Annotated in this window: 16 protein-coding genes; 4 read left to right on the top strand and 12 right to left on the bottom strand. The window is 65.9% G+C overall.

Translation table 11 applies throughout. The features are described 5' to 3' along the window. The first annotated feature begins 140 nt into the window (after positions 1–140). From DY467_RS03175 to DY467_RS03165, 3 genes are all read left to right on the top strand, one after another. Positions 141–1,016 carry an IclR family transcriptional regulator gene (locus DY467_RS03175; protein ID WP_164634001.1) on the top strand — a complete coding sequence of 292 codons (876 nt, stop codon included), beginning with the start codon at positions 141–143 and terminating at the stop codon, positions 1,014–1,016. A gap of 159 nt (positions 1,017–1,175) precedes the next feature. Next, positions 1,176–2,147, top strand: coding sequence for a Bug family tripartite tricarboxylate transporter substrate binding protein (locus DY467_RS03170; RefSeq protein WP_164634000.1), 972 nt, complete (start codon positions 1,176–1,178; stop codon positions 2,145–2,147). A gap of 56 nt (positions 2,148–2,203) precedes the next feature. Continuing rightward, a complete protein-coding gene (locus DY467_RS03165; protein WP_164633999.1) occupies positions 2,204–3,424 on the top strand; it encodes an ABC transporter substrate-binding protein in 1,221 nt (406 codons plus the stop codon). 171 nt (positions 3,425–3,595) lie between these two features. Here DY467_RS03165 and DY467_RS03160 read toward each other — a convergent pair whose 3' ends face one another. The 9 genes from DY467_RS03160 to phnG are packed head-to-tail and all read right to left on the bottom strand — an operon-like array spanning position 3,596 to position 10,555. Continuing rightward, positions 3,596–4,243, bottom strand: coding sequence for a pyridoxamine 5'-phosphate oxidase family protein (locus DY467_RS03160; RefSeq protein ID WP_164633998.1), 648 nt, complete (start codon positions 4,241–4,243; stop codon positions 3,596–3,598). After that, on the bottom strand, positions 4,224–4,808 hold the full coding sequence (gene phnN, locus DY467_RS03155) for a phosphonate metabolism protein/1,5-bisphosphokinase (PRPP-forming) PhnN (RefSeq protein WP_164633997.1): 585 nt from the start codon (positions 4,806–4,808) through the stop codon (positions 4,224–4,226). The genes DY467_RS03160 and phnN overlap by 20 nt, the downstream gene beginning before the upstream one ends. After that, positions 4,805–5,971 carry an alpha-D-ribose 1-methylphosphonate 5-triphosphate diphosphatase gene (locus DY467_RS03150; protein WP_502706438.1) on the bottom strand — a complete coding sequence of 389 codons (1,167 nt, stop codon included), beginning with the start codon at positions 5,969–5,971 and terminating at the stop codon, positions 4,805–4,807. Before DY467_RS03150 ends, phnN begins: the two co-directional genes overlap by 4 nt. Before the next feature lie 8 nt (positions 5,972–5,979). Beyond that, complete coding sequence (gene phnL / locus DY467_RS03145) at positions 5,980–6,690, bottom strand: phosphonate C-P lyase system protein PhnL (RefSeq protein ID WP_164633996.1); 711 nt, start codon at positions 6,688–6,690, stop codon at positions 5,980–5,982. Next, on the bottom strand, positions 6,690–7,508 hold the full coding sequence (gene phnK / locus DY467_RS03140; protein WP_164633995.1) for a phosphonate C-P lyase system protein PhnK: 819 nt from the start codon (positions 7,506–7,508) through the stop codon (positions 6,690–6,692). Before phnK ends, phnL begins: the two co-directional genes overlap by 1 nt. Continuing rightward, the gene (locus tag DY467_RS03135; protein WP_164633994.1) at positions 7,501–8,379 is read right to left on the bottom strand and encodes an alpha-D-ribose 1-methylphosphonate 5-phosphate C-P-lyase PhnJ; all 879 of its coding nucleotides are present in this window, start codon (positions 8,377–8,379) and stop codon (positions 7,501–7,503) included. Before DY467_RS03135 ends, phnK begins: the two co-directional genes overlap by 8 nt. Further along, positions 8,376–9,473 (bottom strand): carbon-phosphorus lyase complex subunit, encoded by a 1,098-nt coding sequence (locus DY467_RS03130; RefSeq protein ID WP_164633993.1) that lies wholly within the window; start codon positions 9,471–9,473, stop codon positions 8,376–8,378. Before DY467_RS03130 ends, DY467_RS03135 begins: the two co-directional genes overlap by 4 nt. Before the next feature lie 3 nt (positions 9,474–9,476). Continuing rightward, positions 9,477–10,079: a phosphonate C-P lyase system protein PhnH gene (gene phnH, locus DY467_RS03125; protein ID WP_164633992.1), complete on the bottom strand. Its 603-nt coding sequence runs from the start codon at positions 10,077–10,079 to the stop codon at positions 9,477–9,479. 2 nt (positions 10,080–10,081) lie between these two features. Next, complete coding sequence (phnG, locus tag DY467_RS03120; protein ID WP_164634082.1) at positions 10,082–10,555, bottom strand: phosphonate C-P lyase system protein PhnG; 474 nt, start codon at positions 10,553–10,555, stop codon at positions 10,082–10,084. A gap of 111 nt (positions 10,556–10,666) precedes the next feature. Between phnG and phnF the strand changes: the two genes are divergently transcribed. Continuing rightward, complete coding sequence (phnF, locus tag DY467_RS03115) at positions 10,667–11,395, top strand: phosphonate metabolism transcriptional regulator PhnF (protein ID WP_011156263.1); 729 nt, start codon at positions 10,667–10,669, stop codon at positions 11,393–11,395. Positions 11,396–11,564: 169 nt separating this feature from the next. On the opposite strand, the gene phnE (DY467_RS03110) is transcribed toward phnF, so the two are convergent. The 3 genes from phnE (DY467_RS03110) to phnD form a co-directional block, all read right to left on the bottom strand. Then, a complete protein-coding gene (gene phnE, locus DY467_RS03110; protein ID WP_107342883.1) occupies positions 11,565–12,431 on the bottom strand; it encodes a phosphonate ABC transporter, permease protein PhnE in 867 nt (288 codons plus the stop codon). Next, entirely contained in the window at positions 12,428–13,309 is an 882-nt protein-coding gene (gene phnE, locus DY467_RS03105; protein WP_164633991.1) for a phosphonate ABC transporter, permease protein PhnE, read from the bottom strand. The genes phnE (DY467_RS03110) and phnE (DY467_RS03105) overlap by 4 nt, the downstream gene beginning before the upstream one ends. A gap of 68 nt (positions 13,310–13,377) precedes the next feature. Further along, positions 13,378–14,286, bottom strand: a complete 909-nt coding sequence (phnD, locus tag DY467_RS03100; RefSeq protein ID WP_164633990.1) for a phosphonate ABC transporter substrate-binding protein — start codon at positions 14,284–14,286, stop codon at positions 13,378–13,380. Positions 14,287–14,390: the final 104 nt, after the last annotated feature.

The following is a 14,390-nucleotide window of genomic DNA, read 5'->3' as shown; positions in this document are numbered from 1 at the left end:
GGGTCCTCCCGCCTGTCAACGCCCCACGCCCGGAATCGGTTGCTTCCGAGGGGTGAGCTGTTTTGTCCACATAATGGACGCGATCGCATTCAATTCGCAATAAATTGGACAATTAAGAAATTCTTCCCGATACTTGGAATATGACTGGCACCGCGCGCATCCGCCCAACATTCATGCCCAGCCCCTCCGCCGAACCCATCCTCGCCGACAGCGCGAGCGATGGGGCGTTTGCGACGACGCTCGCGAAGGGACTTGTGGTGCTTGAGGCGTTCGAGGGCGGTGGGCTGCTCGGCAATATGGAGATCTCGGTCCGCACCGGGATTCCGCGGCCGACGGTTGCCCGGCTGACGCATACGCTCGCCGAGCTCGGCTACCTGAACTACGACGCGCGCATTGCCAAATACGCGGTGGGCGCGCGCGCCCTGCGGATGCTGCATCCGCTACTCGCTGGTATGCCGTTTCGCCAGCTGGCCCGGCCGCTGATGCAGGATCTCGCCTACAGCGTACGCGGCACCGTTTCGATCGGCCTGCTCGACGGGCCGTCGATGGTTTACGTCGAAACCGCGCGATCGGGCGATGTCGGGCCGCACACGCCCGATATCGGGATGCCGATTCCTGTGGTTCGGACCGCGATGGGTCGGGCGGCTGCGTCGATCCTGCCTGAGGCCGAGGCCGCAAGGCTCGAACAGCAGCTCGAAGCCGCCGATGGGGCGATGTGGGCGAGCTATCGCGATCTCTTCCACGACGGGCTGCGGCAATGCTCCGACCGGCAATTCTGTACCTGTTTCGGTGAATACCTGCCCGCGATCCATGCCATCGCGGCGCCGCTGTTCCGGCTGCGCGATCGCGCGTTTGCGATCAATTGCGGCATCCCGGCGTTTCGACTGCAGCCGGGCCAGCTCGAAAACGAAATCGGACCGCGCGTGCGTGCGCTGGCGGAGAGCATCCGCGCGCTCGTCGTGCATCCGGAGCCTGCTGCGCCGCGCGAGCGGCCGGCCAAAACTAATACGAGGTGAGACGACGAACGCCCGCCGCTGCCTGGGCAGCGGCAGGTGCATGGTCGGACATCGCCCTGCGGGAGAGACACCCGAACGTCGCGCTGTGCAGGAGTTGCGGCCGCGTTCATGCTTGGACTGACGTCGTGCCAGCGGCGTCGAACCATAGGGAGGGACGCCATGCCGATCACCCGCCGCCTGCTACTTGCCGGCACCGCCGCGGCCTGCGCGGCCCCATGGCCCGTGTTTGCTGCGCCCGACTGGCCCGCCCGCATCGTCAAGACGATCTCGCCTTACGGTGCCGGCGGCGCCAACGACATCTCGCTGCGGATCATCAACGATTTCCTCGAGCGCGAGCTGCACCAGCAGTTCATCGTCGAAAATAAGCCCGGTGCCGGCACCCGCTTGGCTAACGAGATGGTCGCGCACAGCCAGCCTGATGGCTACACCTTCCTGTACGCCGCGGCGCCTTACGCAACGGCGGAGGCGCTGTTCGGCAAGCTGAACTATCAACGCAGCGAATTGCGGCCGGTGGCGATGGCGGCGTTCGCGCCGATCTTCCTGATCGTCAACGCCAAGTCCGATTTCAAGACGCTGCCGGACCTGATCGCCTACGGCAAGTCGAAGCCTGAGGGGCTGACGTTCGGCTCTCCAGGGCCCGGCTCGCAGCCGCATCTTGCGGCCGAGCTGCTGTTCAAGACCGCGGGCGTCAAAGGCCTCAACGTGCCGCTGCGCGGCGATGCCGCCGCCTATACCGAACTCCTTGCAAGACGCGTCGACGCCACCTTCACGGCGATCAGCTCGGCACTGCCCCACATCCAGGCCGGGAATTTCCGTGTGCTTGGCGCCGGCTCGGCCCAGCGCAGCGCGATCTATCCGGATGCGCCGACGCTGGTCGACCTTGGCTTTCCGCAGATCGTCGCCACCGGCTGGTATGGCTTCATGGCGCCGGCCGCAACGCCTGCGCCTATCATCGACCGGATGCAGGACGCGGTGCTGCGGGCGCTCGGCGATACTGAGGTGAAGAAGAAGCTGATCGCCCAAGGGCTCGAAGCGCACGGACTGAATGGCTCGGAGTTCGCGGCCGTCATCGATGCCGAGACCGCGAAGTGGAGCCGCGTGATCGAGGAGGCCGGACTGCGAGAGAACTGACCGGACCGGCGCGATAACGCCGGCCGCTCCAACAAAATCAAGCACGAGGAAACGACATGAGGAAAGTGGCAGCAAGCTTCGCCGCATCGATTGTGGCGTTGGCGGTGTCGGCATCGCTCGCCGCCGCACAGAAGGCTTACGACCCCGGCGCCAGTGACAGCGAGATCAAGATCGGCCAGACCGTGCCGCTCTCCGGCCCCGCGTCGGCTTACTCGTCGATCGGCAAGACCCAGGCCGCTTACATGCGGATGGTGAACGATCAGGGCGGCATCGGCGGCCGCAAGATCAACCTGATCCAATATGACGACGCCTATTCGCCGCCGAAGACCGTCGAACAGGTCCGCAAACTGGTCGAAGGCGATGAGGTACTGGCGACGTTCCAGATCATCGGCACCGCGCCTAACGCTGCGGTGCAGAAATATCTCAACGTCAAGAAGGTGCCGCAGCTGTTCGCGGCGACCGGCGCGGCGCGCTTCACCGATCCGAAGAACTACCCGTGGACGATCGGTTTCAACCCGAGCTATTTCGTCGAAGGGCGTATCTACGGTCAGTACATCCTGAAGGACTATCCGAAAGCCAAGGTCGGCGTGCTGTATCAAAACGACGACCTCGGCAAGGACTATCTTGCCGGCATCAAAGCGGGGCTCGGCGACAAAGCGGCCAAGATGATCGTCGCCGAAGCCTCGTACGAATTGTCCGAGCCGACGATCGATTCCCAGCTGCTTAAGATCAGGGATTCAGGCGCCGACCTTCTGTTCAGCGCCGCGACGCCGAAACAGGCCGCTCAGGCGATCAAGAAGCTGTACGAGATCGGCTGGCACCCGGTGCACATCATCGACATCAACGCCGGATCGATCGGTGCGGTGCTGAAGCCGGCCGGATTGGACGCCTCCAAGGGCGTGATCAGCGTTGGCTACGTCAAGGAGCCGGACGATCCGCAGTGGGCGAACGATCCCGGCAACAAGCGCTACCTCGATTTCATGGCGAAGTATTACCCGGACGGCGATCGAAATTCGAGCTTCAACGTCTACGGCTACATCACCGCGCAGTTGCTGGTTCACGTGCTGAAAGCCTGCGGCGACAATCTCACCCACGACAATGTGATGCATCAGGCGACACACCTGACCAATGTGCCGCTCGACATGCTGCTGCCCGGCATCACCGTCACCACCACGTCGACCGACTATCGTGTCAACAAGCAGTTCCAGATGGCGAAGTTCGACGGCGAGAAATGGGAGCGCTTCGGCGACATCATCGCCGATCAGGGCAGCGAGTAGGTCGCGCCAGCGAGCGGCAGGTTGGCTTTCCATCGTTGGAAGGCGCGTCTAACCGTTATTGCGAGCTCCGCGAAGGAATCCAGAGGCTCGCACATCGAGCTGGATTGCTTCGTCGCTTCGCTCCTCGCAATGACGGTAGGCAGGCCGATGCTCGTGCCAATCAGACGGCAGCTACCACATCGACGCCTTGGCGCGTTCCGGCCAGGCGCGGTCGTAGGCTTCGCCGCCGACGCGGCCTTCGGTCATTGAAGCGAGGATTTCGCCGGGCGTCGGCAGCGATTCCTGTGCGACCTGCTTGCTCGGGTCCCATAGGCAGGAGCGGATCAGCGCTCGGCCGCATTGGAAGTAGATTTCCTCGACCGTCATCACGATCACGGTGCGCGGCGCCTTGCCTTCGACGTCGAACGACATCCGCAAGGCCTCGTCGGCGGTGACGTAGCCGCGGCCGTTGATGCGCAGGGCGTTGATCGAGCCGGGGATCAGCAGCATCAGCCCGATGCGCGGATCGCGCACGACGTTGCGCAGCGAGTCGATCCGGTTGTTGCCGCGGCGGTCGGGGATCAGCAGCGTGGTGTCGTCATGCACACGAATGAAGCCGGGGACGTCGCCGCGGGGCGAGCAATCGAGTCCTTCGGGTCCAACGGTGGCGAGCGCTGCGAACGGCGACTTCTCGATCAGCGTGCGATAGGGCGGCGTGATCCAGTGCGCTACCTTTTCGGTGGAGGCGTCGTTCGGCACGCCATAGATCGCCTCCAGCGCCTCGACCGTGTCGAGCGCAGGGAAGGCGGTGCGGGGAGCGTCAGGGCTGCGGGCGTCCATGGCGGATGATCTCCAACAAGTCTTGGGCGTGGGCGATCGGATCGCCGACATTGCTGATGGTGACGTCGGGATGCGCCGCAACGCTGCGCCCGACGCGATCGGTGATGCTGCCGTCGCTGGCGCGAGCCCGCGCCGCGATTCGGGCGGCCAGCACCTCGGCCGGCGCCGTGATCAGCACGACGACGACCTTGGCGTAAGCGGTGCGCGCAGGGTCGATCACCATCCGGGATACATTTGCCACCACGGTCCGTCCGGCGCGGATGTCGTCATCGAGACTGCGCGGCAGACCGTAGGCATGGCCGTGGGCGCGCCAAGACAGTGCGAACTCGCCGATGGCTTCGAGGCGGCTGAATTCGTCCGGCGTGACCTGCAGATTGTCTTCGGCCGCAGAGGCTTCACGGGTGACGACGCGGCGCGCAAATACGATCGCCGTATCGTCGGCACCGAGCGAGCGGGCGGCATTGATCAGCGTGTCCTTGCCGGCGCCGGATGGGCCGACCACCAGCACCAGCCGCCCCGGGCCGATCAGTTTCGTCGTCTGCTCCGCCACCGCGATATCGGTCATGCCACGCGCTGTCCTTCGCGCCAGACGCTGCGCACCGCCGGCACGTCATGCGCGACGTGAACGCGGATCAGGTCGGCGCGCTTGCCCTTGGAGATCTCGCCGCGATCATTGAGCCCGACCGCTTCGGCCGGTGCCTTGGTGACGGTACGGATCGCGGCGGCAAGGTCGATCGCCGGCGCGCGCATCGGCAATTGCAACGCCGCGATCAACAGGCTCGACGGGATGTAGTCCGACGACAGGATGTCGAGCAGTCCCTCGTGCGCCAGATCGATCGCCGCGATATTGCCGGAGTGCGAGCCGCCGCGCACCACGTTCGGCGCGCCCATCAGGATGTCGATGCCGGCCTGGTGCAGTTCGCGCGCCGCTTCCAGCGTGGTCGGGAACTCGGCGACCGCGACCCGGTCGCGGATCGCGTCTGCGACGTTCTCCGGCGTGGTGTCGTCATGGCTCGCCAGCGGAATCTCGTAGCGATGCGCCAGCTCGACGATCGCCCGCATGTTGGCGTCGGCGTAATTCTCCTTGCAGTACACCCGGCGTGCGAACATCACGTCGAGCTCGGCATCGGTCATGCCGGCACCCTTCCCGCGGTAGTAATCGCGCAGCTTCTCCTCGTCGCGGAACTGGCGCTGGCCCGGCGTGTGATCCATCAGGGACATCAGCCGGATGTCGGGGCGGTCGATCAGCTCCTTGGCCTCCGCCACCACGTTCGGCATCGGGATTTCACAGCGCAGATGCAGAAAGTGATCGGCGCGCAGCAGCTGCGCGTCGCGCGCCGTCGAGATCGCGCCGGCCAGCACGATCGCCTGGCCATCGACCTCCTCGGCACCTTCCTCGCGCCACACCCGGAGCGAGTCGAGCACCGTGGTGATGCCGCAGGTGGCGAGCTGGCCGTCGTAGGACACCACGGCGGCGACCGGATTCCACTGCACCTTGGGGCGCGGCGTGTAGTGCGCCTCGAGATGATCGGTGTGCAGCTCGACGAGGCCGGGCATCACCAGATCGCCTTGCATGTCCTTGGCGCCGTTCGGCGCGTCGCCTTCGCCGACTTCCGCGATCACGCCGTCGGCGATCGCGACCCAGCCGTGCTCGATCACCCGGTCGGCCAACACCAGCCGGGCATTGCCCAGCACCATCTCCTGCGAATTGTTCATGGTCTCGTTCATTCCATTGGTCATGCTGCGGCGGCAAACGAGGTCACGTCGACGATGCGGTCCGCGATGATCTCACGGATCTCGTCGTCGTGCACGATGGCGATGATCGCGGCGCCCTGCGCTTTGCTCTCCGCGATCAGTTCGACCACCACGGCGCGATTCTTGGCGTCGAGCGATGCGGTCGGCTCGTCGAGCAGCAGGATCGGCGTGTGCGAAATGAAGCCGCGGGCGATGTTGACGCGCTGTTGTTCGCCGCCCGAGAACGTCGCCGGCGGCAGCGTCCACAGCCGCTCCGGAATATTGAGCCGGCGCAGCAGCACGCCGGCCTGTTCGCGCGCCGCCTCGCGGGCCGTGCCCTGCACGATCAGCGGTTCGGCCACGACGTCGAGCGCCGCGACGCGAGGGACGGCGCGTAGAAACTGGCTGACATAGCCGATGCTGCCGCGCCGCGCGGCGAGGATCTGCCGCGGCTGCGCGGTGGCGATGTCGAGCGTATCGCCCTCATGGGCGATACGGATCGCGCCGGAGTCGCAGCGATAATTGCCGAAGATCATTTTCAGGATCGACGATTTGCCCGCGCCGGAGGGGCCGGACAGCACGACGCATTCGCCGGGCTGAACCTGGAAGCTGACGCCGCGCACCACCGGCAGCGTGACGCCGCCCTGCAGATGCATGACGAAACTCTTCTGGGCGTTGTCGACGACGAGAGCGGGAGTTTGGGTCATGGTCATCACGCCGGCAGGATCGAGGAGACGAGCAGTTGCGTATAGGGTTCGCGCGGATCGTCGAGCACCTGGTCGGTCAGCCCGGTCTCGATGACGCGGCCGGATTTCATCACCAGGATCCGGTGCGACAGCAGCCGCGCCACCGCGAGATCGTGGGTGACGACGATCGCGGCAAGCCCAAGTTCGGCCACCAGGCTGCGGACCAGATCGAGCAGCCGCGCCTGCACCGAGACGTCCAGTCCCCCGGTCGGCTCATCCATGAAGACGAGGCGCGGATCGGTGACGAGGTTGCGGGCGATCTGCAGTCGCTGCCGCATGCCGCCCGAATAAGTGCGCGGCGCGTCGTCGATGCGGCCGGTATCGATCTCGACCCGCTCCAGCCATTCGCTGGCGACGCTGCGGATCTTGCCGTAGTGATTCCAGCCGACCGCCATCAGCCGCTCACCGACATTGGCGCCGGCGGAGACCGCCATGCGCAGGCCCTGTGCGGGATCCTGATGCACGAAGCCCCAATCGGTGCGCAGCAGCAGCCGGCGTTCGGCTTCGCCGAGTTCGGCAAGATCGCGCAGGATGCCATCGCGCATCCGATAGGACACGCGACCGGCGCTCGGCGTCATCTGTCCCGACAGCATCTGCAGCAGGGTCGATTTGCCGGAGCCGGACTCGCCGACGATCGCCAGCACTTCGCCGGGGAAGAGCTCGAACGACACGGCGCGACAGGCGTCTATCCGGCCGTAGCGTTTCGACAGGCCATCGGCGATCAGCAGCGGCTGATCGGCCGCGGTGAAGGCGTCCGGGGCGGGGGATGAGACGCGGTCAAGCATGGACGCTCTCCATCGGTGCGGTTTCGCTGCCGGCGTGGCCCTGGGCGCGGCGGCCTTCGCAATAATCGGTGTCGGAGCACACGAACATCCGGGTGCCGGCGTTATCGGTGACGATCTCATCGAGATAGGAATCGTCGGCGCCGCATAGCGCGCAGCAGCCGTCCTGGCGATAGCGCGTGAACGGATGGTCCTCGAAATCCAGTGACACCACCTGCGTGTAGGGCGGGATTGCGTAGATCCGCTTCTCGCGGCCGGCGCCGAACAATTGCAGCGCCGGACAATTGTCCATCTTCGGATTGTCGAACTTCGGTGTCGGCGACGGGTCCATCACGTAGCGGCCGGCGACCTTCACCGGGTAGGCATAGGCGGTGGCGATGTGGCCGAACTTGGCGATGTCTTCGTACAGCTTGACGTGCATCAGGCCGTATTCGGCGAGCGCATGCATGCGCCGCGTCTCGGTCTCGCGCGGCTCCAGAAAGCGCAGCGGTTCCGGGATCGGTACCTGATACACCAGCACCTGGCCTTCATGCAGCGGCGTCTCGGGAATACGGTGCCGGGTCTGGATCACGCTCGCGGCTGGCGTCGCCGTCGTTGTCGCGACGCAGGCCGTCTTGGCGAAGAACTTGCGGATCGAGATCGCATTGGTGGTGTCGTCGCTGCCTTGGTCGATCACCTTCAGCGTATCGTCCGGGCCGAGGATCGACGCCGTCACCTGCACGCCGCCGGTGCCCCAGCCATAAGGCATCGGCATCTCGCGGCTGGCGAACGGCACCTGATAGCCGGGGATTGCGATCGCTTTCAGGATCGCCCGGCGGATCATCCGCTTGGTCTGCTCATCGAGATAAGCGAAGTTGTAAGTCGCCTCGGTCATTCCGCAGCCTCGCGCAGCTCGGGTTGGTCCTGGTTGAATTCGGCGCGCAGCTTGCGCAGCAGGCCGAGTTCGGACTGGAAATCGACGTAGTGCGGCAGCTTCAGGTGCTCGACGAATCCGGTCGCCTGGACGTTGTCCGAATGCGACAGCACGAACTCCTCGTCCTGAGCCGGCGCCTTGACGTCCTCGCCGAGTTCGCCGGCGCGCAGCGCGCGATCGACCAGGGCCATCGACATCGCCTTGCGCTCGCTCTGGCCGAAGGCGAGGCCATAGCCTCGGGTGAAGCGCGGTGCTTCGGTCGCCGAGCCCTTGAACTGATTGACCATCTGGCACTCGGTCAGCGCCACGCTGCCGAGCGGCACCGCGAAGCCGGCGTCTTCGGCCTCGAAGAACACCTCGACTTCGCCGAACCGGATCTCGCCGGCGAACGGATGGTTGCGGCCGTAGCCGCGCTGCGTGGAGTAGCCGAGCGCCAGCAAAAAGCCCTCGTCGGCGCGGGCGAGGTTCTGCAGCCGCAGGTCGCGCCCGGCCGGAAAGTTCAGCGGCTCCCGGGTGAGGTCACCGACCGCGCTGTCGTCATCCGCAATCGGCGACTCTTCAATTAGCCCGTCCTGGCGCAAGATGTCGGTCACCCGCGGCGTCTGCGCATCACTGGCTTCCGCCGTCGCCGGCTCGGCCGGATCGCCGCCCTCGGCGAGCTGCGGATCGAGCAGCCGGTGGGTGTAGTCGAAGGTCGGGCCGAGGATCTGGCCGCCCGGAACGTCCTTGAAGGTCGAGGAAATGCGCCGACGCACGGCCATTGCGCCGGTGTCGACCGGCTCGGACGACCCGAACCGCGGCAGCGTGGCGCGGAATGCCCGCACCAGGAAGATCGCTTCGATCAGATCCCCGCGCGCCTGCTTGATCGCCAGCGCCGCAAGCTCGCGGTCGTACAGCGAGCCTTCGCTCATCACCCGATCGACGCCGAGCGCGAGCTGCTCGGAGATCTGGTCGAGCGTCAGCTCCGGCACGTTGCGATCGCCGCGGCGGGCGTCGGCGAGCAGCCGGTGGGCATTGTCGATGGCGCGTTCGCCGCCTTTGACTGCGACATACATCGGTCAGCTCCCTTGGCTGAGGCGCGTGGTGCGCGGGATCGCCACCACCTGATCGCCGCTCACCAGCACCACGTCGAGGCCGCGCGGAAACAGCGCTGCGTTAATACTCAGGCGATCGAACAGGTCGACCGGCTGCAGCGATGCCTGCAGCAGCGTCTCGCCATCGATGCCGGGTCCGTGCAGCCGGAAGCCGTCGCCGGAGCCGAGCGCCTGCGCTTGAATAATGAGTGTGGTCGACCGGTCCGGATATTCGGGCGTGCCGAGCGCGAACCGCTCGAGCGGCAGCAACGCTGACCCGTCCCCGATCAGCGCGAACGCCGCGGAGGAGGGATCGCCGGTCAGCGGCGCGCCGGTGTGAAACTTCAGCCACTGCGCCACGGTGCCGTCCGCCGCGATCGTCTCGTCGAGCCAGATCGGCGTGTCGTGATCGAACAGCGTCAGCGCCAGTGCGGCGCTGCCGTGCATCAGCGGCGCCGGTGTGCCGGCTTCGACGCTGATGCGTTGGATGCGGCCGGGCCGCGCCATCGCTTCCATCACGGCACGGAAGGTCGATTGCGCTCCGAGCACCTTGTCGGCAAAGCCGGCGGCAAGTTCGGTGGTGGTCATGGTCAGCCCTCGCCTCGCACCAGCGTGTAGAAATCGACCTTGGTGGCAGCCGTCTGGGCGGCCTTTTCGGCGCGTGCGGTCTCCACCTCGGTGCGCAGCGGCGCGATCACCTCGGCCTCGACCGCAGCTGAATAGTCCGCCGATTGCAGAAGCGCGTCGCACAGCGCGATCAGCTTCGCCTTGGTACGATCTCGTCCCAACGTGTAGCCGAACCCGACCTCGCCGCTGGCGAGCCGCACCGCAGCGCGCGACACCGTCGCCTCGCCGACATTGAAGGCGGCCCCATCGCCGCCGATCCGGCCGCGCAGCATCACCAGTCCCTGTTCCGGCTCGCGCAGCAGCGTGAACGCCGGCGGCGCCAGGGCTCCGACGCGGGCGTCGATCGCTGCGGTATCCGACGCAGCCAACACCGCCATCGCGGCGCGCCGGCGCGCGATCGCAGCTTGTTCGGGGAGGTTCGTGGTTTCGGCGTGCATCGCCATTGCCCAGTTCAAGTTGTCTATGTTAATAGACAACTTGATAGAGGCACAATGTGAAAACTCGATGACGACGAATTCCGTGGCGATGATCACGAAAGCGTTCCTGTCATGACCGCCGAGGCACTCTCTTCAGGCGTCGCGCTGTGGCGTCAGGTCGCCGACGGCATCGAGCTGGCAATTGCCGACGGCCGCTATCTGCCCGGCGGCAAGCTGCCGGGAGAGACCGAGATCGCCGAGAACTACGGGGTCAACCGCCACACGGTGCGGCGGGCGCTTGCGGCGCTGGCGGAACGTGGATTGGTGCGCGCCGAGCGTGGCAGCGGCACCTTCGTCCGCAGCCGGCGGATCGCCTATCCGCTGCGCACCCGGACGCGGTTTTCCGAGATCATCAATGCGGGCGGCCGCGAGCCGCGCGGTCAATTGATCGCCGCGGAGCGCGAGGCCGCGACCGGCGCGTTGGCCGGCCAGCTCGATCTCGACATTGGTGCACCACTGTTCCGGATCGAGGCGCTGCGATCGGCGGACGGCGTGCCGATCAGCCGCGGCACGACCTGGCTGTCGGCGGTGCGATTTCCCGATGCGCCCAAGGTGTTCGCGGCAAAACGCTCGATGACCAAGGTGCTGGCGCATTACGGCATCAGCGATTATCGCCGGCTGTCGACCCGGATCACCGCCTCGGTGGTCGATGCCGCCGATGCGGCGCGGCTCGATCTTGCGGCCGGCCGGCCGGTGCTGGTGGTGGAGAGCATCGACGTTGCTGCCGACGGCACCCCGCTGCTGACCTCCCGCGCCCGCTTCGCCGCCGAGCGGGTCGAATTCGTGATCGAGCCGGATTAGGGCCCGCCCTGCGCTCACGTCATCGCCCGCGCAGGCGGGCGAACCAGTATTGCAGAGAGTTCGCGGCAGAGCACGGACGCTCTGGCATACTGGATCCTCCGCTTGCGCGGAGGATGACGGCTGGGAGTTGGGCGGCGGCGGTGCCGGTGAGCGACGCGTTGCGTCGCTCTTAAGCGACCGCCTTCCGGCCGATGATCGCAAACCGCAGCTTGCTGGAGATCCAGTCGATCGCCGCCACGGTGACCAGGATCATCAGGATCAGGAACGACACCTTCTGCCACTCCAGCACGCGGATCTGCTCGGCGAGCTGCAATCCGATGCCGCCGGCACCGACGATGCCGATGATGGTGGCGGAGCGGGTGTTGGATTCAAAGAAGTACAGCACCTGGCTGGCCAGGATCGGGACCACCTGCGGCAACATGCCGAAGCGGACGCTGTGGACGTGCGAGCCGCCGGTCGCCTTGACGCCTTCGCTCGCCTTTTCGTCGGCGGCCTCGAAGGCCTCCGAGAACAGCTTGCCGAAATTGCCGAAGTCCGAGCACATCACGGCCAGAATGCCGGCGAACGGGCCGAGCCCGACGACGCCGACCCAGATCAGCGCCCAGATCAGCGTGTCGACGCCGCGCACCGCATCGAGCAGGCGCCGCGTCAAGAGCTGCAGCGGACGAATGCGTAGCACGTTGCGCGCCGCCAGGAACGACACCGGAAACGCCAGCAGTGCGCCGCCGAGCGTGCCGAGAAAGGCGATCGCCAGCGTTTCGCCCATCGCATGCAGATAGACTTGCGCGAGCTGCCACGATCCCGGATCGGGCGGCAGCATCAGGCCGAGAAACTCGATCAGGCGGCCGATGCCGCTGAATAACCTGTCGAACGGGATTTCGAGCCGGATCAGGCCGAACACGAAGATCGCTGCAGCCAAGGTCAGGCCGCCGATCAGCTTGGCGCGGTTGATCCAGTTGGGGCGGAAGTGTTCGGGAAAGCGGGCGGCGATGCCGGCTTCGTCGCCGAAGCTCAGAGTGCGGCGGGCGGTGCTCATCGTCGCTCCTGACCGATCAGACGGCGGCGCACGCCTTCGGTGAAATAGTCGATCGCCATCACGGTGACGATGATCAGCAACAGGATGGCGCTGACGTCGCTGTAGTAGAATTTGCGCACCGCCTCGATCAGGTCCTGGCCGATGCCGCCGGCACCGACGAAGCCCATCACGGCCGCGCCGCGGACGTTGATCTCGAACCGCAGCAGCGCGTAGCTGACGAAGTTCGACAGCACCTGCGGCACCACCGCAAACCGGACCATCTCGAACCAGTCACCGCCGGACGACACCACGCCCTCCAGCGGCTTGTCGTCGATGTTCTCGACCACTTCGGCGAACAGCTTGCCGAGCGCGCCGGCGGTGTGAATCGCGATCGCCAGCACGCCGGGCAGCGGGCCGAGCCCGAACGCCAGCACAAACAGCAGCGCGAACACGATCTCCGGCACGGTGCGGCAGAATTCGAGGAAGCGGCGGGTGACGAAGACCAGTATGCGCGAACGCACCAGATTGGCCGAGGCGAGAAAGCACAGCGCAAAGCCTGCGAGCGCCCCGAGCAGCGTGCCCACATAGGCGATCAGAATCGTATCGAGCAGCAATCCGGTCCAGCGCTTGATGCCCCAGAACCAGTCGGCGAGGTCGGTCCACAGCGTCGCGAGCGCGAGCTTCGGCGCGATCGAGATGAAGTAGGACGGAAACCGCCAGAAATTCTCGGCCAGCTTGACCAGGTCGACTTCGCCCATCCAGGCGGCCGCGGCGATCGCGGCGATCAGGATCGCGCCGCCGAGCGCCAGCCGCCGCCGCTTCGCCGCCACCGCCGCATCGTAGTGATCGGCGAGGGCGCGGAGCTGCGGTTCGGGGAGTTCTGTGACGGCTGCCTGCATTCGGTTGTCCGACATGACGACGCGGGCGACCGTTTGGCCGCCCACGTCCGATGATGTGCTGGGATGTGTCAGGACTTCGACTTGCGCAGGCTGTCGACAAACTTGATCAGCTCGACCACCGGCTCGTAGTCCTTGTGGCTGGTCGCCGCGTAGGGCTTGGCCTTGCCTTCATAGATCTTGTTGAAGGTTTCCGGATCGTTGGTGGCGAGATCGAGCACCGCCTTGCGGATCGCCGCCTTGAGGTCTTCCGGCAGGTCCGACAGATAGGCCATCGGCGAGTTCACGATCAGGTCCGACTCCAGGATGATGCGGAAGTCCGCGGCCTTGACCATGCCCTTGCGGTCCATCCGCAGCAGGTTGGATTCGTCCTCGGTGTTCCACCAATTGAACGCCGCATCGCAGGTGCCCTGGGCGACGCCGATCACCGCGTTCTCATGGCTGCCGGCGTAGATCACCTTGGCGAAGAACTTGTCGGGATCGATCGACATCTTGTTCATCATGAAGCGCGGCACGTTGTTGCCGGAGGTCGAATTTGGATCGACCAGGCAGAGGTTCTTGCCCTTGAGATCTTCGATCTTCTGGTAGGGCGAGTCCTTCTTCACATACAGCACCGAGTGATAGCCCTTGGAGCCGTCACCGTTGACCTCGATGGCGAACGGCTCGACCTTGGCGCCGACCAGATAGGCGCGGGCGTAGGACGCCGGCCCATACATGCCGATGTGGATGTTGCCGGCGCGCTGGCCTTCGATCACCGCGGCGTAGTCGTTGGCAATGCGCAGCTTCACCGGTACGCCGAGCTGCTTGGTGAGATAGTCAGTCAGCGGGGTCCAGCGGGTGGTGGTGCCCGAGGCGTTCTCGTCCGGGATCTTGCCGAACACCAGCTCGGGATATTTCGCCTTCCAGTCCTGCGCCGGCGCGGCGTGCGCGGTGAACGCCAGCGCGGCAGCGGCGGCGACGAAAGTACGGAGCTTGATCATGAGGTTTCCTGTCTCTTCAGTCGGTGAACGGTCGAAACACGGCGACCGCACGCGGACGCGCCGCGGGCGGTGCCGGATAGGGGAGACGGCGAACGATCGCCGCC

This window comes from Rhodopseudomonas sp. BR0G17 (assembly GCF_010907025.1).
Lineage (GTDB): Bacteria > Pseudomonadota > Alphaproteobacteria > Rhizobiales > Xanthobacteraceae > Rhodopseudomonas > Rhodopseudomonas palustris_H.
This window is presented reverse-complemented; position numbering and strand designations above follow the sequence as displayed.